This window comes from Methylobacterium sp. Leaf85 (genome assembly GCF_001422125.1).
Taxonomy (GTDB): domain Bacteria; phylum Pseudomonadota; class Alphaproteobacteria; order Rhizobiales; family Beijerinckiaceae; genus Methylobacterium; species Methylobacterium bullatum.
Map to the genome: position 1 here is coordinate 36881 of NZ_LMME01000023.1, position 18177 is coordinate 55057.

Here is an 18177-nt window from a genome sequence, read left to right on the forward strand (position 1 = left end):
AGCTATCTCGGACACGCCCTCCACGTCAACAACTTGTGTGTGCCGGCTACGTTCCGCGCTATATGTTGTGGTGCTACCGTAAAACCTGTGGATATCGCGGCGGCGGCGATAAGTGCTGTTTTCCGTTGCGGGAATCCGGCTGGAAAATTTCTGAGTTCACAGGGCGGACGCCGCCTTGGCCATGTAAGCTTTTGGTTAAGGCGCGTTGGCTGTGTGATTCCCGCCGCACCGCCCCAGGAGCCTGATCGCTGATCGCGCGCCGATGGCTGTCCCCGGTCCGACTCGCGCTGGACTTCGTGCCGGCCCCTGACCATAGTCCGGCCATCGAAGGACGGGCGGTCGCGCCGGTCCGGTTCAGGCAAGTGCGATGGCTCTCAAGGACACGCTTCTGCGGATCTTCACATGGTGGAACGGGCAGACCATGTCGCTCGCCGTCATGACGGCCCGTCACGGCCAGCTGGTCGGCAAAGACGATTTCGGAAACACCTATTACAAGGCCATCGGACCGCTGATCGACCGCTCGGTCGGGACGGAGCGTCGCTGGGTCGTCTATAACGGCTATGCCGATGCATCGAAGGTCCCGCCCGGCTGGCGCGGCTGGCTCTGCCATAACGGTGACGTTCCCCCGAGTGAGGAGAGCTACACCCCGCGCGAGTGGCAGAAGCCGCATGTGGAGAATCTCACCGGAACCAGCGCGGCGTACCGTCCGAAGGGATCCCAACTCAATCCGGGCAACAACGTCGTGACGGGTGGTGACTACGCGGCCTGGAGCCCGGAATAGCGCTTCGCCAAATGAGAGCGGCTGCCGACGCCGGATCCAGCACCCATGATCGGGCCGCCCTTTTTACACCATGCTTGGCCTGTCTATCGGTGCATGACATCGCGACCGCCCTGGCTTAGGGCAGACGCCTCTTCGTCCCGCGCCGGGTAAGCCGCATGCTCGTTCACCGCAATCTGCATCTCGCCATCAGAGCCGGCCTTCTGTTCGCGGGCGCCGCGGCGCTCGGCCTGCCGATGACGGGCCATGCCCTCGCCGACAAGATCAAGAACCCGACCGCGGTGTTCTCCGGCCTCGACAAGATCACGGGGCGGATCGTGTCGTTCGAAGTCGCGGTGGACGAGACCGTTCAGTTCGGCGCACTGCAGATGACCCCGCGCGTCTGCTACAGCCGGCCACCCACCGAGAGCCCAAAGACCACGGCCTTCCTCGAAGTCGACGAGGTAACCCTCGACAACAAGTACCGCCGCATCTTCACCGGCTGGATGTTCGCGGCGAGCCCCGGGCTGCATGCGATCGAGCATCCGATCTACGATGTGTGGCTCGTGGATTGCAAAGGTGGCAACGACATCATCGCCGAGGCCCGCGAGCAGGAAGACGTGCCTGCCATGGCGTCGAAGCCGGAGAAGACCAAGCGCCAGCGGAACTCGGACCCGACGCGTACGGCCCAACAGGTCAACCCGAACGGGCAGGTCGATGTGGAGGCGCCGCGCGGAGTTCCGGTGCAGCCGAAGCAGAAGCCATCGCGGAAATTCTTCCCGACCAACGAAGGCCCGGCGCCCGCGCCGCCGCCTCAGCAGCCGCAATCGATCTTCGACGCCATCTTCCGGTAGGATCGGCCGGGCAACCGAGTTTTGCTTCATGCCCGATGCCGTCGCCCTTCTGGCTTTCGCGGGCGTTTCCCTCGGGATGGTGCTGACGCCAGGGCCGAACATGGCCTATTTGGTCTCCCGCGCGATCTGCCAGGGCCGCGGGGCGGCGCTGGTCTCCCTCGGCGGGGTCGTGCTGGGCTTCGTCGTCTACATGCTTTGTGCCGCCTTCGGCATCACCGCTCTGATCCTGGCGATCCCCTACGCATACGATGCACTAAGACTGACTGGCGCCCTCTATCTCGGTTACCTTGCCTGGCAGGCGCTGAAGCCTGGTGGCCGCTCACCGTTCGAGGTGAGACGGCTCGCCCCCGATAGCCGGAAGCGGCTCTTCGCCATGGGCTTCCTCACCAACCTCCTCAATCCGAAGATCGCGATGCTCTATCTCGCGCTCCTGCCGCAATTCGTGACGCCCACGGGCGGCTCGGTGCTGGGACAGACACTGATGCTGGGCTCCGTCCAGATCGCGATCAGCGTCGCGGTGAATGCGCTGATCGCGTTGGCGGCAGGATCGATCGCCGTCTTTCTGTCGCGCAATCCCGGATGGCTGAAAGCCCAGCGCTGGATCATGGGCGGCGTTCTCGGAAGTCTCGCCCTGCGCATGGCGCTCGACAGAACCCGCTGACGCGCACCGCGATTCATGTCTGCCGAGCGATCGAGGTGAGCACCTCCTCGCCACTCACGGCCCGCTCCTTCGGCCAGACATCCCAGACCGCTTCCTCAGCGATCGCCTCCGCTAGCCGTCGTTTGTAGACATGGCGCGGCACTTCCTCCGCTCCGAACTGGATCAGATGGTCCGTGACGAACTGCGTATCGGCGAGGCGATAGCCACCCATCCGCAACCTCGCCATCAGATGGACAAGGGCAACCTTCGATGCATCGCGGGAGACGTGGAACATGCTCTCGCCGAAGAATGCCGCTCCGAGCGATACGCCGTAGAGTCCGCCGACGATCCGTCCCTCCGCATAGACTTCGATCGTATGGGCATGGCCGGCATCATAGAGGGCACGGTAGAGTTCTCGGATACGTGCGTTGATCCAGGTCTTCTCCCCGTCGCCTCGAGGAGCAGCGCAGCCGGCGATCACGCTATCGAAATCGAAATCTGTCCGAACCTCAAAACGGTTGGACCTTATTGTACGGGCGAGCCGACGGGAGACGTGGAAACGGTCGATCGGCAGAACTCCGCGTGCTTTCGGCTCGACCCAATAGATGGTCGGGTCATCGGCATCTTCCGCCATGGGAAAGATTCCGGCGGCATAGGCCTTCAGCAAGATCTGCGGAGTGATGTCCACGCGGTCGCCGTCGTGGTCGTGCTGCATGATGACCAATGTGACGCTTCGGACGTACGAAAGCCAGAGGGCGGACGCATCACCCAGCGTCGCTCCCGACGAAAAACGGCGGAGCTTTCGCTCCGCCGTCTCGTCTTGTGAAAAGGATCGATTTCAGAATTCGGGACCGCCCGAAGTCGTACCGAGATTGGGGTTGGAACGCTGGTTCTGCTCGGCATTGCCGCCCTTCGCGGAATCCTCGAACACCGCCTCGCGGTTCGAAATGAAGGGGCGGCTACGAACGCTGCCGGTATCCTCGACATCGACGCGACCTTCGGCATCACGATAGATGCCGTCTGCTTGCGTGCCGGTCATCGGGACGATGCGGTCGGGCGCACCGATATATGCGGATGGTGACTGGGCGAAGGCGGCGGTGGCGCTCAGGGAGGCGGCCAACACGGCGATGGTCAGGGTGCGCATGAATATCTCGATTGTCATAAGGGTGATCGGCCTCTCGGTAGCTTCCTGCTGATGTCAGAAAAGGCGCTTGCCGGGCCGGGCTGGTCGGATAAGCTCTGTCGTCGCCAGGCGTTCCCCTTGTAGTGAGCCGGCAATGTGTCGCATCTCAATGGGGGTAAAACAAACATCAAAAGCTCCGTGCTTCTAAATGGGCATTAAAAGCAGCAGATTCTTCTCTCATAGGGCACTTCGAATTATTCTTTTGGATGAGAATACCAATAAGTGTCGAGTACGGAGAGAAACGAAACATCCATTCGTTGTAACAATTCGCACGGTTAAAAAGCTGTCTTTTCTGCTGGTCAAAACAAAGCAGCCTGCCTCTTGGGGCAGGCTGCTCTAAATCAAGCAAAGGGAAAGCGCTGCGATTAGCGCGCCGGACCGCCGGAAGTGGAACCGGTATTGGCTCCCATGCCCTTGTTGGTCTGATCGGCATTGCCGCCTTTTGCCGAATCGACTGCGCCGGCTCCTGGGGACATCCCATTCTCGCCAATGGGACGGCTCGTGCTGCCGGTGGCCGGCGGCATATCCCGGGTGGACGGATTGTCGAGCGGACCACCCGTCGTCGTGCCGGCCTGTGGCACAGTCCGCTCCGGCTGCGAGACGTTGCCTGAGGGTGACTGCGCCAAGGCCGGGGAGGCTGCGAGGAGCAGGGCAGCGACGGTAAGCTTTGCAATGCGCATGACGTTCGTCCTTCTGGGTTCGTGCTCCCACTGCGCCGGGCGGTCACCCTCGATTGCGCGCAATGAGAAACTTCTTATCCAGAGAACGAGCTTTAAGCGGAGCAGTTCCTCTCAGCCGTTTGTCGGCGTCATTCAGGTCGTCGTCTCCGAGAGGCCACCGCCTTCGAGGAAGCTCTCCAGCCAATGGATGTCGTAGGCTCCCGCGAGGACCTCCGGATTTCGCACCAGCGTTCGGAACAGCGGAAGCGTCGTGTCGACGCCGGCGACCACGAATTCGTCGAGGGCGCGACGCAGGCGCATGAGGCATTCATGTCGGGTACGCCCGTGAACGATGAGTTTCCCGATCAGCGAATCGTAGTTCGGCGGGATGCGATACCCCTGATAGGCGGCAGAATCGACGCGTACACCGAGCCCGCCGGGCGGATGGAAGTAGGTAATGAGCCCAGGCGATGGACGGAAGGTAGCCGGATGCTCGGCATTGATCCGGCACTCGATGGCATGACCCGTGACCTTGATGTCCTCCTGCGTCACCGAGAGGGGCAGGCCAGCGGCCACACGGATTTGCTCGGACACGAGATCCACCCCGGTGATCATCTCCGTTACCGGATGCTCCACCTGGATGCGGGTATTCATCTCGATGAAGTAGAACCGCCCGTCCTCGTAGAGAAATTCGACCGTTCCGGCGCCGATATATTGCAGCTCCTGCATCGCCCGAGCGCAGATACCGCCGATTTCAGCACGGGTCGCCTCGTCGATCACCGGCGATCCGCCTTCCTCCCACACTTTCTGGTGACGTCGCTGGAGCGAGCAATCGCGCTCGGCTAGGTGGACTGCCTTGCCGCGACCATCGCCCAGAACCTGAACTTCGATGTGCCGCGGCTTCTCGAGATATTTTTCGAGATAGACGGCATCGTCACCGAACGCCGCTTTCGCTTCGGTGCGCGCCATGTCGAGGGCCTGTTCCAGATCGGCCTCCGTACGCGCCACCTTCATGCCGCGGCCACCGCCACCGGAGGCGGCCTTCACCAGAACAGGATATCCGATCTCCGCCGCGATTCGCTTGGCCTCGACCGGATCGTCGACACCGCCCTCGGAGCCGGGCACACAAGGAATACCGAGCCGCTTGGCTGTCCGCTTGGCCTCGATCTTGTCGCCCATGATGCGGATATGCTCGGCCTTGGGACCGATGAAGCCGATATTGTGATGGGCCAGCACTTCGGCGAAGCGCGCATTCTCCGACAGAAATCCGTAGCCCGGATGCACCGCATCCGCGCCGGTGATCTCACAGGCGGCGATGATCGAGGGAATGTTGAGGTAGCTGTCCCTGGCCGAGGGCGGACCGATACAGACACTCTCGTCGGCGAGCCGCACATGCATGGCATCGGCATCCGCAGTCGAATGCACCGCCACGGTGGCGATCCCGAGTTCCTTGGCCGCGCGCAGGACGCGCAGGGCGATCTCGCCACGATTGGCGATCAGGATCTTTTCGAACATGGGGGGCGCTATCACTCGATGACGAGGAGAGGTTCGCCGAACTCGACCGGCTGACCATCCTCGAAGAAGATCGCGGTCACCGTTCCGGCGCGGGGCGCGACGATCTCGTTGAAGGTCTTCATCGCCTCGATCAGAAGCAGTTTCTCGCCGGCCGCCACTTGGGACCCGATATCGACGAAGGCCTTTGCATCCGGCGAGGGCCGGCGATAGGCAGTGCCGACCATGGGGGAGGGCACGGCGCCCGGATGACCGGCCCCGGCCTTGGCGCGCTCGCCAGCGGCGCCGGAGCCCGGCACGGGCAGTGCCGCCGCAGCGGGGGCGGCCGCCGCCACGGCAGGTGCGGGTGCCGCAACTTGGACATGCACGGGCTCAATCCGGCGGACCACGCGGATACGCAGGTCACCCTTTTCCACTTCGATTTCGGTCAGATCCGTCTCGGTCACGAGTTTGGCGAGTTCGCGAACGAGCTCGGGATCGAAAGGTTCGTTCTTAGGCATCGGCACCTTGGCCATTCCGGTCAGTCTTGAGAGTTGGCGTCCGACGAAGCGTCGGACAAGAGCGAGGGGAGAGAGGGCAGACGGGACTGGAGCAGCCGCACCAGGGCTTCCAGGCCCAGACCGTAACTGTGCGGACCGAAACCGCAGATAACTCCGGCACAGACCGGGGCAATGAGCGAGACATGCCGGAAGGCTTCCCGCGCATGCACGTTCGAGAGATGCACTTCGACCGCAATCGCGCCGCTACCGGCAATAGCATCGCGCAAGGCGACGGATGTATGGGTATAGGCAGCGGCGTTGATGAGCACGCCGGCGCCGGCAAGGCCCGCATCCTGCACGAAACCGACCAGTTCGCCCTCGTGATTGGTCTGACGCACGGTCAGCGCTACGCCGAGAGTGTCCGCGCGCGCACGAAGGTCACGCTCGATGTCATCGAGCGTCGCGGTCCCGTAGATGCCGGGCTCACGGCGACCGAGAAGGTTCAGGTTTGGTCCATGAAGGACGTGGATCGGGATCATGATATCGCGTTCGAAGCGCCGGCTGAGCCAAGCGGTCGGGGCAGTGGTCGTAGACGATCGTTCCGGATAGCGACAGGCGCAGGCCGGAACAATCGCCGAGGAGCATAAGCCTTCAGCAACTCGCGTGGCCGCACTGGCGGATGTCACCGATGGTCTTGCGGATCGGGTCGACACCGACAGCGCCGGGGATGATCTCATCGCCGATGATAAAAGCGGGCGTACCGGAAAGGCCGAGCTTGTCACCGAGGCCGACATTCTCCGCCAGCGCTGCCTTCACCTCCGCTCCCTGTGCATCCTTCTGCAGCTTGGCGATATCGAGACCCATATCCTTGGCCAAGGCGATCGCACGCTCGCCGTTGACCCGGCCTTTGCTCTCCAGCAGCTTGACGTGGAACTCGAACAGCTTGTCACCCTTGAGCTGCTGCTTCGCCGCCAGCGAAATCTTGCTGGCTTCGAGAGATTCCGCGCCGAGGACGGGGAAATCCTTCAGAACCACGCGCAGCTTGGGATCGCCTTTCACCAGCGTCTGGATGTCGGCGAGTGCCTTGCGGCAATAACCACAATTATAGTCGAAGAACTCCACAAGAGTGACATCGCCGGTCGGGTTGCCGACCACGACGCCGTGAGGTGAGTTGACCAGAGCCTCACGGGATTCCTTCAGCGCGGCGGATTGTGCCAGCTTCTGTGTTTCCTGCTGGCGCCGCTCACCCTCGGCGATGGCCTCCTGCAGGACATCGGGATTCTTGACGAGGTAATCCTTGATGATCGCCTCAATCGCCTGGCGCTGCACATCGGTGAAGGCCGCAGCCGCGGTCGGGGCCGTTTGCGCGGGAGCCGGGGCCTGCGCGACAGCGCTCGAAACGCCGGAAGCGAGCGCGCCGACGAGGGCAACGGACGAAAGAAGGTGGCGAAGCAGGCGCATTGATCCTCGCGGGGTCGCGTCCCGTCGGCCGTGGTCAGGCGCGGGACAACCGGTCGTTAGCCACCGGGTTAGGCGTTTTCGCGGCGGCGGGTCAATTGTTCGCCCGCCCCGCCAGCTCCCGCGCGGTAGGCGCGGAACGGATCGGTGGCCTGGAAGGGGAGGGCGCAGGAGAGTAAACCAGCGCCATGACACCAGCCGACGATCGCTCTGACATCAGCATTTCCGCCAAAACCTCTCTCCGCGCGAGTCGCGTGGCGCCCTTCCTTGCCATGGACATCATGGCGGCCGCCGCGATCCGCGACAGGCAGGGCGACGGCGTGATCCATATGGAAATTGGGCAACCCTCTGCTCCTGCGCCGCGCCGCGTGATCGAAGCCGCGCAACGCGCTCTGGAAACCGGCAGGCTACCATATACCGATGCCTGCGGAATCCCGGCCCTCCGCGAGCGCATCGCCCGGTCTTATCGCGACACCTACGGCGTCGCTGTGGCCCCCGACCGGATCGTCGTCACCACCGGCTCCTCGGCCGGCTTCGTGCTGGCTTTTCTCAGCCTGTTCGATGCCGGAGCGCGCATAGCGGTGCCACAGCCAGGCTATCCCGCCTATCGCAGCATACTCCACGCATTGGACCTCGTTCCCGCACCCATGATCCTGCGGGAGGACGACCGCTTCGCTCCGACCAGCGAGGCTTTGCGCGCCCTCCATCGCCGCGAGGCCCTCTCCGGGATACTGGTGATGAGCCCGGCCAATCCGTCGGGCACGGTCATCGAGCCTGCCCGTCTCGCGGAGCTCTGTGCCACGGCTCGAGATCTTGGGCTGCCCTTCATCTCCGACGAAATCTATCACGGACTCAGCTACGGAATTCCCGCCGAGACCGCGCTGAAATTCGATCCCAACGCCATCGTCATCAATTCGTTCTCGAAGACCTTTTGCATGACCGGCTGGCGCATCGGCTGGATGGTTGTCCCGCCCTGGCTGGTCAGGCCCGTCGAGCGTTTGGCGCAGAACCTCTACATCTCGGCCCCCTACCTCTCGCAGGTCGCCGCACTGGCGGCTTTCGACGCGACGGAAGAGGCAGAGACGATCCGCCTCGGCTACGCCGCGAACCGGGTGTTGCTGCTCGACGCGTTTCCCTCCCTCGGCCTGGGGCGGACACATCCGGCCGATGGTGCCTTCTATCTCTACGCTGATGTCGCAGGCCTCACCGACGACGCATCATCCTTCTGCCGCCGGATGCTGGAACAGGCGGGGGTAGCCGCGACCCCTGGGCTCGATTTCGACGCTGCCGAGGGAGGCCACCATGTGCGGTTCTCCTTCGCGGGATCCGAAGGGGATTGCGTGGAAGCCGTGCGGCGCCTGAAGTCGTGGCTTGGGTGATGTCTCGCCCATCGACAGAAAAATGGCCCCGGATCGCTCCGGGGTCCTCCGTTCTAGTCGCTCGGCTCCGCGCTTAGCGGAACAGGTTCAGGAACCCGCCCGGCTCGGCATAGATGCCCGGTGCCGCCGTGGATGTCTGGAAGGTGATCGAACCGATCACCGCATCGCCGCACCATTTCGAAATTCCGCCATTGGTCACCTGGCGGAAGTCACCACTGAAGGCGGCGCACTCGGCCTTGGTCAGATCGGTATCATGGTAGCGTACGTCGAGAACGATGTTCTTGTAGGTGTAGGACAGGCCGACGTTCCCATAGAGGTAGCTCGGCAGGTTGAATGAAGTGAACCGCCCGATATCCGCATTGAATCCGGTAGCCGAGTTCTTTGCGGCGCCAAGAAAGAAGTAGCCGAGCTCGGACAACAGCGAGAACCCGCCCGCATAAGACTCCGGCAGGAACGGGAACAGCGATGCCGGCAATGTGTAAGCGGCCGTTCCGGACGCATAGGTACTGATCGCGTGCGTACCGAAGAAATTCGGTGAAAAGAACACGTTCGTGCCCAGCGTCAGCGAATCTGTCGCGGTGTAGAGCATCTTACCGGCGGCTTCGTAAAAGTCCGAGTTCTTCGTCGAAAACGCCGTGCCGCCCGGCAGGATGACCTGCTGCTAGTTGGGATAAAAATACTACAGGACGCCGAGATCGAAGGCGAACTTTCCGAAGGTCGGGCGAATACCGGCGATCAGATCAAACTCCATGTCCGGCCGGGTGGGAAGGCGGGTCTGATAGGTGGCGAAGCCCGCATAGGCGAAGTTGTTCAGGAACTGGGCTTCGAAAAACGTCTGATAGCTTCCCTGCAGGTTCGATTGCGACACGCCGCGGAAGTTATAGTCCGTCTGATAGCGCGAGCCGAAAGAGAAGCCGATGACTGGGTCGGCGGCCTTCGCCTCGACCGGCATGGCTTTGGGAACGGACAGATCGGTAGCAATCGCCGGTGATAGAGCGACACCCGCAAGTGTACCGAACGCCAGCAATGATGTGTACAAACGGCGCATGGCCCGATCCTTTTATTGATGGCCGCTAGGGTTGTGACAACATAAACCCTCTTTCAAAGAGATTCCCCAGTCTTCCAGGCCGACTTGAAAACACTCCGGCCGTCTCGCGACGGCGAAGACAGCAGGATAACAACCGTCCTTTCCGACGTCGTATACTTTGTCTTCAAATCCTGCTCGACCGTAAGCGATCATGGCTTCGGAAAAAATTGCTTTGCTGAAAAATTCCCAATCAATCACATATTATTATTTTAGAAATTGGTTTTTTTACTCACTGAAGGCAGTCAGAACAATATTTATAATGACAATGCACAACAGTTATCATTCGGCCATGGAAATCTGCCCGCGGACGCGGTCTCTCGATCCGTCAAAGGTCGTTGCCTCGCCCACTGACCTCGAAGCGACAAACGAAACGGGCCGCATCCTGTCTGGATGCGGCCCGCTCGAACGTTGGGATAGGCGTTATCGGGAGTTGGACTAATCGCCTGTGAGCGCGGCCTTGGTCCGCGACCACCATCCGGCGCGCTTCGGACGATCCGGATCGATTGGCGTTAGCACGACTGCTACCGGCTCGGGGGCCGGAGTTGCAGCCGGAACCGGCTCCGTCGCGGCAATATCCGAATCCACCGTATCGCTGACCAACGCCTCCGGAGCTGCCGCCTCAGCGGCAGGTATCGAAGGCTCTTCAGCGACCGGGAGGTCTACCGAAACGGGTGCGGGTGCCGTTTCCGACGCCTCCTGAGGCAGGCCGGTCGAAACCTGAGCAACCTCTTCGAAGGAGGCCGACACGGCCTGCTGCTCTTCGCCATTCTCGCGCGGGCGACCTTCTGTGCGGTCACGACCGCGTCCGCCTCGGCGTCCACGACGACGACGGCGACCGGCCCCCTCGTCGTCGGACAAGTCGGACCGAGGTGTTGCCTCGCCGTCCCGGACATCTGCTACGACGAGCTCATCGCCGTCATTCTCTCCAACCCGTCCATCCGAATCTTCGCCGGTTTGATCGTCGTTGTCCCGGCTCTCGCTGTCGGTCTCGTCGTCGCCGGACTGCTCGTCTTCGCCGGTCGCGTGATCCCCCGACGATTCGCCGGTCTCGTGGCGACCACCACGCCGCCGCCGACGCCGACGACGACCGCCCGATCGGCCTTCGCCATTGCCTTCACTCGACTTCTCGCGCGGTGCCTCCGGCTCGACCGGTTCGGCCTCAGCCTCGAGGATGGCCTCTTCCTCATCGTCGCCGTCGATATCCTCGTCGGCATCGAGCTGAGGCGAGATCGCCACGGCGCGGACCCCGGTTACGGGACCCTCGCTCCTGATCGCCAACTCACCTCGATCGAGCTGGAACGCCGATGTCGCGGCCAGCCGCTCGTCCGCGGCAATGGTCACGGTGACGCCAAAGCGGATTTCCAGTTCGCGCAGATGCGCACGCTTCTGGTTCAGGATGTAGAGCGCCGCCTCCGTGCGGGTGCGAAGGATGAGATTGTGTGTCGTGCTCTTGAGAAGCGACTCCTCGATGGCGCGCAGGATCTGAAGGGCCACCGAGGCGGTGGCGCGGACATATCCCGAGCCACCGCAATGGACGCAGGGGAGCGACGAGCTCTCCAGCATGCCGGTGCGGATGCGCTGGCGGCTCATTTCGAGCAGACCGAAGGGCGAGATGCGGCCGACCTGAATGCGTGCGCGATCGTTTTTCAGGCAATCGTTGAGCTTCTTCTCGACCGCGCGGTTGTTGCGCTTCTCTTCCATGTCGATGAAGTCGATCACGACGAGACCAGCGAGATCGCGCAGGCGAAGCTGGCGGGCGACCTCTTCGGCCGCCTCCAGATTGGTGCGGAGTGCCGTGTCCTCAATGTCGTGCTCGCGGGTCGAGCGGCCCGAATTGACGTCGATGGAAACCAGGGCTTCGGTCGGGTTGATGACGAGGTAGCCGCCTGACTTCAGCGTCACATGCGTCGAGAACATCGCATCGAGCTGTTGCTCGACTCCGTGGCGCGCGAAAATCGGCGTCGGGTCGCGATAGGGCTGCACCACTTTGGACTGGCCCGGCATCAGCATGCGCATGAAGTCGCGGGCCTCGCGGTACGCCTCGTCGCCCGCCACAAGGATGTCGTCGATATCCTTGTTGTAGAGGTCGCGGATGGCGCGCTTGATGAGCGAACCTTCCTCGTAGACCAGGGCCGGCGCAGAGGAGGACAGCGTCAACTCACGCACGCTTTCCCAGAGGCGCATGAGATATTCGAAGTCGCGCTTGATCTCCGGCTTGGTCCGGGACGCACCGGCAGTGCGCAAGATCACGCCCATGCCTTCCGGAACCTCAAGATCCTGGGCGACTTCCTTGAGGCGCTTGCGGTCGGCCGCCGAGGTGATCTTACGCGAGATGCCGCCGCCACGGCCGGTATTGGGCATCAGCACCGAGTAGCGGCCAGCCAGCGACAGATACGTGGTCAGTGCCGCGCCCTTGGTGCCACGCTCCTCCTTGACGACCTGTACCAGGATGATCTGGCGGCGCTTGATCACCTCCTGAATCTTGTAGTGGCGGCGATAGGTACGGGGGCGCTCGGGGATCTCGGCCAGAGCGTCGCCGTTACCGCCGACCTGGGCGATCTTGTGCTCGCCATCCTCACCATCATGCTCGTCGTCCGAATCCTCGTCGTCGGATTCGTCCTCCTCGTCGTCCGAATCGTCGTCCTCGTCCGATTCATCTTCGTCGGTCTCTTCGTCCTCGTCGGTTTCGTCTTCGAGAACGGGGGCATCGGGATGCCCCTCGGCGACTGGTTCCGCCACGTCCACTTGGGCCGGCGCCGCTTCTTCGAGCGCAGATGAGGTCGCCTTTACCGGTGCGGAGACTTCGCCTTCGAGGGAAGCGGGCGGCAGATCGGACGATTCATCCGAGCCGGGCTCGATGCCGATGGCCTCGGACGGGACGACATCCGCAGGGGCGGCCTCGTCATTCACGCTCACGTCGCCGTCGAGCTCGCCGGCGGTCTTTGATACGATGGGATGCTCACCGGATTCGTTGCTGGGCGGTGCCGAGGCCTGACCCGACTGCTCCTCTGCAAGACCTACCTCGACGGTCTCCGAAACGTCTTCGGCACTCACTGTCTCGCTGGTCTTGGCGGATGCAGCCTCTGCACGGCGCCCACGCGAACGGCGGCGCGGCTTGCGCTCCTCGCGTTCGCGGTGCTCCTCGGCGTCCCGCGCCTCGTCTTCCAGCAACACCTGACGATCGGCGAGGGGGATCTGATAATAGTCGGGATGAATCTCGCTGAAGGCGAGGAAACCGTGGCGGTTGCCGCCATACTCGATGAAGGCTGCTTGGAGCGAAGGCTCCACGCGCGTCACTTTGGCAAGGTAGATGTTGCCACGAAGCTGACGCCGATTGGCCGCCTCGAAGTCGAACTCCTCGACCCTAGACCCGTGGACCGTGACGACCCGGGTTTCCTCCGGGTGCATCGCATCGATGAGCATCTTGTTGTTGTTGGCCATGACGGACTTTCATGGCGATCGACGTCGTCCTTCTGCAGCCGAACTGTCCCGGCGAAGCGCTGCCCGATTCCGGCCCATCGGGCGTCGGGGGGAGCGCACGCCCAGGCCCGACGATGCGGGCCAGGGGGGCTTTGGGGAAGGGATTGCCGTCAACCGCCGCTAGGCGCCGGTGATCGGCGCGCGTGGGGTTGAACATGGCCAGGGCCGACGGCGAACCGGCGCCACGCGAAACGCGTACGCTTTGAACACGAGCAACGGCAACCGATGCTGTGCGTCCGTCCATCCGCTCCCTGACCTCACGAAGACTTTGAGACCGTGCAAATGCCGGCCGCTGATTTCCAGAACGGCGACTTGGCGAAACGATCGCCGCATGCACCGGTACCCACCCGAATTCAAAAACGCCGACGGACTTGACGCGGAGAGCCGACTGCGAGGCGACACGGCGACTGGCCAGGACGCTCTCGCGGGCCGCGAATGAGACCGCACGACACCCGGGGAGGGACAGTACCATTACAGATCGTCGCGGGCGCTTGGCAAGCAGCAAGAGCATGCCGCCACAACTTTGACGCCTTGGCGCCCAGGCGGGCATCCGGTTCGGTCCTGTCGCCCCACAGCAACATCCAGGCTGCTTCGCCATCCGGCCGGAGAGGAACGGTTAACCATCCCGGCCGTATCCCTTATCGAACACTCGCGCTTCCCAAGGCCCCTCGGTTCCGGAAGTCTGTTGGTTCCAACGGCCCCCTGGTTTCAGGACAACGACTGCCGGATCGATGCCGCCTCTCGCTCGCCTGCTGCGCCACGCAATTGTCCTATCCGCCCTCGCGATGGCTGTTCCGGTCGTGGCCCAGGACGACATCCGGACGAATCCGACAGTATCCGGGCAACAATCGGCCGTCGCCATCGCGGCGGACCTCTCCACCGGTGCGGGCGGATCGACCAAGCTGACCCTCACATTGTCGAAATCGATCGAGGCGCGCACCTTTGTCATGGAGCGGCCCGACCGGGTCGTCATCGATCTTACGGAAGTGAACTTTCAACTCGCACCTGACACCGGACGACGCCGCGAAGGGTTGGTCTCTTCCTTCCGATACGGCCTGTTCGCTCCGGGTCGCTCGCGCATCGTCGTCGACCTTGCTCAGCCGGCCACAGTCGGGCGCATCGAAACGACGACGCGCATGCGAGACGGCGCCATCCTCCTCTCGATAGAGTTCCAGCGGGCCGACCGCGACACCTTCCGTCGCGCCGCTGTGGCAAACGACCCGTCACCTCCGGCCCGCAAGGAAGCCATGGCAGAACCGAGTGATTCCCGGCCGTTGATCATGATCGATGCCGGGCATGGCGGCATCGATCCAGGCGCCATCGCTGCCTCAGGCATCTTCGAAAAGGACATCGTGTTTGGGTTCGCCCAGGCCCTCGTCGGCAAGCTCGAAGCGTCCGGCCGCTACAGGGTGCGGATGACACGTGATCGCGACGTGTTCGTTCCTCTGGCCGAGCGCGTGCGAATCGCCCGCGAGGCCAGCGCCGATCTCTTCGTCTCGATCCATGCTGATTCCATCTCGTCGGCCCCGCAAGTGCGCGGCGCGACGATCTATACCGGCTCCGAAAAGGCCACGGACGCCGAATCGGCCAAGCTCGCAGAGCGTGAGAACAAGGCGGATTCGACCGCCGGCACAGATTCCGGCCAAGGTCCCGGCCACATCGCCGACATCCTCCAGGAACTCACTTTGCGCGAGACGCGCACCTTCTCGTCGGGCTTCGCCAAGGGTCTTATGTCCTATCTCAGCCCCGTCATGGAGCTGAGCAACAAACCGCATCGTGAAGCGGGTTTCGTGGTCCTGCGTTCGCCGGACGTGCCGTCAGTGCTGGTGGAGCTCGGCTACCTGTCGAGCAAGCGCGACCTCGACCTGCTGCAGTCCGAAGCCTGGCGCGCCGATGTCACAGGCGGGATGGCGAAGGCCATTGACGCATTTTTTGCTAACCGTACTTCCCTGACACGGCCGGTGCCGCCGCGCCGCTCTGCGGCAATCGCCCCAGTTTCACCATAGATACGGTGTGAAACCGGGGCTCACGGCGCCCCGGCTCGGAATAGGCCTCTCACGCCTTCCGAACGATCGCGGGTCGTCGCGTCACTCTTGCCTTTCCGGGACGATCGAGGTCTCGGTCATCCTCGCCTCTCGGCCGGACCGGCAGCGGCAGATCATCGACGGACGGGACCCGGATGCGCTTCATCCTTCGTTTCTTCGGCTTCCTGTTCAGCATCGGGGCGATGTTGTTCGTGCTGCTGTCGGCAGCCGGCGCGTATTTCTATTACACATACAGTCAGGATCTGCCCGATCACGCCGCCCTCGCCAATTATGAGCCGCCGGTGATGAGCCGCGTCCACGCAGCGGATGGCAGCCTGCTCGCAGAATATGCCAACGAGCGCCGGCTCTACCTGCCGATCCAGGCGATGCCGAAGATCGTCGTGGCCGCCTTCCTCTCGGCCGAGGACAAGAACTTCTACAAGCATGGCGGCATCGACCCTGAGGGGGTCGTGCGGGCGATCTTGACCAACGCCAAGAGTGGCAAGAAGCAGGGCGCCTCGACCATCACCCAGCAGGTGGCGAAAAACTTCTTGCTCACCAACGAGCAGACCTTCGACCGCAAGATCAAGGAGGCATTGATCGCCCTGCGGATCGAGTCGGCCTACTCCAAGGACAAGATCCTCGAGCTCTACCTCAACGAAATCTTCCTCGGCACCATCGTGCCCGGCCGCAACCTGCACGGGGTCGCCGCCGCCGCACTCGATTATTTCGGTAAGTCCGTCCACGAGCTGACGATCAACGAGGCTGCCTATCTGGCCGCGCTGCCGAAAGGCCCCAACAACTATCACCCCTATCGTCAGACCCAGAAGGCCCTCGACCGACGCAACGAGATCATCGGCCTTATGGCCGTGAACGGCTACATCACGAAGGAAGAAGGAGAAGCCGCGCGTAAGATGCCGCTCGGCGTCAACCCGCGCGTCGCCTTCGCCAACGCCGCCAATGCCAACTACTTCACGGAAGAGGTTCGCCGCGAGATCACGGAACGCTACGGCGAAAAGAAGCTCTATGAGGGCGGGCTCTCCGTGCGCGCCACCCTAGATCCGAAGATGCAGGCCTGGGCGCGCAAGGCGCTCGTGGATGGCCTGATCCGTTACGATCAATCTCACGGATGGCGGGGAGCTCAGGCGAAGGTCGATCTCGTCGGCCGCGATTGGGGTCTCGCCGTTGCCGAAGTGCCGGGCCTCGGTGACGTCCAACCTTGGCGTCTCGCCGTCGTCCTGAGCACGACGGGAGGCGTTGCTCAGATCGGCTTGCAGCCCCGCCGCGAGGCATCCGGTCAAGTCTCGAAGGAGCGTGAGACCGGCACTATCGCCGCCGACGGCACCCGCTGGACCGGACGCTCGCCATCGGCAGCGCTCAATGCCGGCGATGTCATCTATGTCGAGGCCATCGACGGGGGGCGCGGACAGTACCGGCTGCGCCAGCGTCCGGAGGTCTCCGGCGCCATCGTCGCCATGGACCCCTATACCGGACGCGTCCACGCCATGGTCGGGGGATTCTCCTATGACGAGAGCCAGTTCAACCGTGCGACGCAGGCCCAGCGTCAGCCGGGCTCGTCGTTCAAGCCGATCGTCTACTCGGCCGCCCTCGACAACGGTTACACGCCGTCTTCGATCGTACAGGACTCGCCGATCACCATTGAGGCCGGTCCCGGCCAGGAAGCGTGGTCTCCGTCGAACTACGACGGCAAGGCGGGCGGCCCGCATACGCTCCGCTACGGGATCGAGCATTCGAAGAACCTGATGACCGTGCGGCTGGCCAAGGATGTCGGCATGCCGCTCATCGCCGAATACGCCCGCCGCTTCGGTGTCTACGACGATATGCTCCCCGTCCTGCCGATGTCGCTCGGGGCGGGCGAAACGACCGTCATGCGCATGGTCACCGCCTATTCCATGCTGGCCAATGGCGGCCGCCGTATTCGCCCGACCCTCATCGACCGCATCCAGGATCGTGTCGGCGAAACCATCTACAAGCACGACAACCGAAAGTGTCTCGGCTGCGACGCTGAAAAGTGGTCCGGCCAGGACGAGCCGAAGCTGGTGGATGATTCGGAGCAGGTCCTCGATCCACTCACTGCCTACCAGATGGTCTCGATCATGGAGGGCGTCGTCCAGCGCGGCACCGCGACATTGCTGAAGCAGATCGGCAAGCCGCTCGCCGGCAAGACCGGCACGACGAACGATGCCAAGGACGCGTGGTTCGTCGGCTTCTCGCCGGACCTCGCGGTCGGGGTCTATATCGGCTTCGACAAGCCGCGCTCGCTCGGCGACCGCGCAACCGGTGGCGGTCTCGCGGCGCCTGTGGCCCTCGACTTCCTGAAACAGGCCCTTAAGGACAAGCCGCCGACACCGTTCCGTGTGCCGCCCGGCATCAAGCTAATCCGCGTCAACGTCGCCTCCGGCATGCGCGCCGGCTCCGGGGAAGGCTCCGGTACGATTCTCGAGGCGTTCAAGCCGGGCACCGCCCCGCCCGACGCCTACGTCGCGGCGCCGGCCGCTCCCGCCGCCGTACCGGCGGACGCCGACCGTGCGGCGCAGGCTGGTGGATTGTACTGAGAGCGAGCTCCGCGGGGATCCCATTCCGGGTCATCGGGCGCTGACTGCGCTCGATGACCCAAAAGCCGCAGGAAGCCGAAGCGTTCATG

Annotated in this window: 16 protein-coding genes; 6 read left to right on the top strand and 10 right to left on the bottom strand. The window is 63.3% G+C overall.

Annotated elements, in window-relative coordinates:
- Window positions 1–367: 367 nt before the first annotated feature.
- The 3 genes from ASF08_RS12435 to ASF08_RS12445 all read left to right on the top strand — a co-directional run bounded on the left by ASF08_RS12435 (window position 368) and on the right by ASF08_RS12445 (window position 2272).
- On the top strand, window positions 368–781 hold the full coding sequence (locus tag ASF08_RS12435) for an NADH:ubiquinone oxidoreductase subunit NDUFA12 (RefSeq protein ID WP_056145673.1): 414 nt from the start codon (window positions 368–370) through the stop codon (window positions 779–781).
- A 233-nt stretch (window positions 782–1014) separates the two neighbouring features.
- The gene (locus ASF08_RS12440; protein ID WP_238253835.1) at window positions 1015–1611 is read left to right on the top strand and encodes a DUF2155 domain-containing protein; all 597 of its coding nucleotides are present in this window, start codon (window positions 1015–1017) and stop codon (window positions 1609–1611) included.
- A 28-nt stretch (window positions 1612–1639) separates the two neighbouring features.
- Entirely contained in the window at window positions 1640–2272 is a 633-nt protein-coding gene (locus tag ASF08_RS12445; RefSeq protein ID WP_056145679.1) for a LysE family translocator, read from the top strand.
- A gap of 13 nt (window positions 2273–2285) precedes the next feature.
- On the opposite strand, the gene aat is transcribed toward ASF08_RS12445, so the two are convergent.
- The 7 genes from aat to ASF08_RS12475 form a co-directional block, all read right to left on the bottom strand.
- Entirely contained in the window at window positions 2286–2966 is a 681-nt protein-coding gene (gene aat, locus ASF08_RS12450) for a leucyl/phenylalanyl-tRNA--protein transferase (RefSeq protein WP_056146510.1), read from the bottom strand.
- Between the two features lie 123 nt (window positions 2967–3089).
- Window positions 3090–3395, bottom strand: a complete 306-nt coding sequence (locus ASF08_RS12455; RefSeq protein ID WP_244474519.1) for a hypothetical protein — start codon at window positions 3393–3395, stop codon at window positions 3090–3092.
- A gap of 404 nt (window positions 3396–3799) precedes the next feature.
- Window positions 3800–4114 (bottom strand): hypothetical protein, encoded by a 315-nt coding sequence (locus tag ASF08_RS24840; RefSeq protein ID WP_156629580.1) that lies wholly within the window; start codon window positions 4112–4114, stop codon window positions 3800–3802.
- Window positions 4115–4246: 132 nt separating this feature from the next.
- Complete coding sequence (accC, locus tag ASF08_RS12460; RefSeq protein WP_056145690.1) at window positions 4247–5608, bottom strand: acetyl-CoA carboxylase biotin carboxylase subunit; 1362 nt, start codon at window positions 5606–5608, stop codon at window positions 4247–4249.
- An 11-nt stretch (window positions 5609–5619) separates the two neighbouring features.
- Window positions 5620–6105: an acetyl-CoA carboxylase biotin carboxyl carrier protein gene (accB, locus tag ASF08_RS12465; RefSeq protein WP_026176091.1), complete on the bottom strand. Its 486-nt coding sequence runs from the start codon at window positions 6103–6105 to the stop codon at window positions 5620–5622.
- A 20-nt stretch (window positions 6106–6125) separates the two neighbouring features.
- Window positions 6126–6623 carry a type II 3-dehydroquinate dehydratase gene (gene aroQ / locus ASF08_RS12470; protein ID WP_018044714.1) on the bottom strand — a complete coding sequence of 166 codons (498 nt, stop codon included), beginning with the start codon at window positions 6621–6623 and terminating at the stop codon, window positions 6126–6128.
- A 112-nt stretch (window positions 6624–6735) separates the two neighbouring features.
- Entirely contained in the window at window positions 6736–7545 is an 810-nt protein-coding gene (locus ASF08_RS12475; RefSeq protein ID WP_056145693.1) for a DsbA family protein, read from the bottom strand.
- Window positions 7546–7730: 185 nt separating this feature from the next.
- On the opposite strand from ASF08_RS12475, the gene ASF08_RS12480 reads away from it, so the two are divergent.
- Window positions 7731–8921 (top strand): pyridoxal phosphate-dependent aminotransferase, encoded by a 1191-nt coding sequence (locus tag ASF08_RS12480; RefSeq protein WP_056145696.1) that lies wholly within the window; start codon window positions 7731–7733, stop codon window positions 8919–8921.
- A 73-nt stretch (window positions 8922–8994) separates the two neighbouring features.
- Here the strand turns inward: ASF08_RS12480 and ASF08_RS25800 are convergent, their stop codons facing one another.
- From ASF08_RS25800 to ASF08_RS12490, 3 genes are all read right to left on the bottom strand, one after another.
- Entirely contained in the window at window positions 8995–9510 is a 516-nt protein-coding gene (locus ASF08_RS25800; RefSeq protein WP_238253822.1) for a hypothetical protein, read from the bottom strand.
- Window positions 9511–9600: 90 nt separating this feature from the next.
- Entirely contained in the window at window positions 9601–9969 is a 369-nt protein-coding gene (locus ASF08_RS25805; RefSeq protein WP_244474520.1) for a TorF family putative porin, read from the bottom strand.
- 474 nt (window positions 9970–10443) lie between these two features.
- Window positions 10444–13449 (bottom strand): Rne/Rng family ribonuclease, encoded by a 3006-nt coding sequence (locus ASF08_RS12490; protein WP_056145699.1) that lies wholly within the window; start codon window positions 13447–13449, stop codon window positions 10444–10446.
- A gap of 770 nt (window positions 13450–14219) precedes the next feature.
- On the opposite strand from ASF08_RS12490, the gene ASF08_RS12495 reads away from it, so the two are divergent.
- Window positions 14220–15494: an N-acetylmuramoyl-L-alanine amidase gene (locus tag ASF08_RS12495; RefSeq protein WP_056145701.1), complete on the top strand. Its 1275-nt coding sequence runs from the start codon at window positions 14220–14222 to the stop codon at window positions 15492–15494.
- A gap of 173 nt (window positions 15495–15667) precedes the next feature.
- Window positions 15668–18088 (top strand): penicillin-binding protein 1A, encoded by a 2421-nt coding sequence (locus ASF08_RS12500; RefSeq protein WP_056145706.1) that lies wholly within the window; start codon window positions 15668–15670, stop codon window positions 18086–18088.
- The last annotated feature ends 89 nt before the right edge of the window (window positions 18089–18177 follow it).

Coding starts and splice junctions, on each gene's coding strand:
- ASF08_RS25805 (WP_244474520.1), bottom strand. CDS start 9,969: ATGCGCCGTTTGTACACATCATTGCTGGCGTTCGGTACACTTGCGGGT.
- ASF08_RS24840 (WP_156629580.1), bottom strand. CDS start 4,114: ATGCGCATTGCAAAGCTTACCGTCGCTGCCCTGCTCCTCGCAGCCTCC.
- ASF08_RS12500 (WP_056145706.1), top strand. CDS start 15,668: ATGCGCTTCATCCTTCGTTTCTTCGGCTTCCTGTTCAGCATCGGGGCG.
- aroQ (WP_018044714.1), bottom strand. CDS start 6,623: ATGATCCCGATCCACGTCCTTCATGGACCAAACCTGAACCTTCTCGGT.
- accB (WP_026176091.1), bottom strand. CDS start 6,105: ATGCCTAAGAACGAACCTTTCGATCCCGAGCTCGTTCGCGAACTCGCC.
- ASF08_RS12475 (WP_056145693.1), bottom strand. CDS start 7,545: ATGCGCCTGCTTCGCCACCTTCTTTCGTCCGTTGCCCTCGTCGGCGCG.
- ASF08_RS25800 (WP_238253822.1), bottom strand. CDS start 9,510: ATGCTCTACACCGCGACAGATTCGCTGACGCTGGGCACGAACGTGTTC.
- ASF08_RS12490 (WP_056145699.1), bottom strand. CDS start 13,449: ATGGCCAACAACAACAAGATGCTCATCGATGCGATGCACCCGGAGGAA.
- ASF08_RS12440 (WP_238253835.1), top strand. CDS start 1,015: ATGACGGGCCATGCCCTCGCCGACAAGATCAAGAACCCGACCGCGGTG.
- ASF08_RS12455 (WP_244474519.1), bottom strand. CDS start 3,395: ATGCGCACCCTGACCATCGCCGTGTTGGCCGCCTCCCTGAGCGCCACC.
- ASF08_RS12495 (WP_056145701.1), top strand. CDS start 14,220: ATGCCGCCTCTCGCTCGCCTGCTGCGCCACGCAATTGTCCTATCCGCC.
- ASF08_RS12480 (WP_056145696.1), top strand. CDS start 7,731: ATGACACCAGCCGACGATCGCTCTGACATCAGCATTTCCGCCAAAACC.
- accC (WP_056145690.1), bottom strand. CDS start 5,608: ATGTTCGAAAAGATCCTGATCGCCAATCGTGGCGAGATCGCCCTGCGC.
- aat (WP_056146510.1), bottom strand. CDS start 2,966: ATGCAGCACGACCACGACGGCGACCGCGTGGACATCACTCCGCAGATC.
- ASF08_RS12445 (WP_056145679.1), top strand. CDS start 1,640: ATGCCCGATGCCGTCGCCCTTCTGGCTTTCGCGGGCGTTTCCCTCGGG.
- ASF08_RS12435 (WP_056145673.1), top strand. CDS start 368: ATGGCTCTCAAGGACACGCTTCTGCGGATCTTCACATGGTGGAACGGG.